Source organism: Edwardsiella hoshinae NBRC 105699 = ATCC 33379 (assembly GCF_000474215.1).
Taxonomy (GTDB): Bacteria; Pseudomonadota; Gammaproteobacteria; order Enterobacterales; family Enterobacteriaceae; genus Edwardsiella; species Edwardsiella hoshinae.
In genome coordinates this window covers 1-643 of sequence record NZ_BAUC01000086.1, presented here as the reverse complement: position 1 = coordinate 643, position 643 = coordinate 1, and the positions used below count along the sequence as shown (strand labels likewise).

1 protein-coding gene is annotated in these 643 nt (G+C 55.2%); it reads right to left on the bottom strand.

Annotated elements, in window-relative coordinates:
- Positions 1-288: 288 nt before the first annotated feature.
- Positions 289-643, bottom strand: a 355-nt coding sequence (locus EHO01S_RS17050; protein ID WP_024525065.1) for a DUF7168 domain-containing protein, incomplete at its 5' end; no start/stop codon positions are given.

The window sequence follows — 643 nt, the reverse complement described above, 5'->3', positions numbered from 1 at the left end:
GCCAGCAATATAAACCACGCTCATTTTCCGCTCCCCTTCATACAGATTTTCATCACATCACCCCCTGACACACACGAGCCGGATCACCGAAAACCATCACCGGTCGCTGGCTCCAGATACGCTCCCGACATCGAGCCTTGGCTAGCGCCTGATTGTTTTCATGCGTACAGTCCACGCATTTCCCGCTCCTCGTATAACGCACGCCAGAATGCCCCCTGGTACAGGCTTTTCCCTGATAAACCTTTTCCCCTTTCTGTTTGGCCATGCCCCTTGCCGACGACATCATTTTCATGCCCTCCCAATCTGGGCAGGGGATGCAGCTCGCCCAGCACTACCAACGCCCTGATGCAATTCGACCTGGCGTCCATCGAAATAACCGGCATAGAACGCATCATCAACGCCCTTAGCCTTTTTAACGGCCCGTCCAGAGGCCTCCGGGGCGCTGGCGAAGTAACGTGCCTTATATGCCGCCATGAGCGTTTTTTCTGCCTCCGTGCAGGCGAACGCAGTAAGACTGTCTCGCACACCTACAACCCAGGCCTCGCAATACGCATCAGCGCGTGCTGTTTTGGTTGCAGATTTGATGTTCTTGCGCATTCCGCTAATGAACTCAGCACGTGCCCGACACAACTGACGCGAGAGT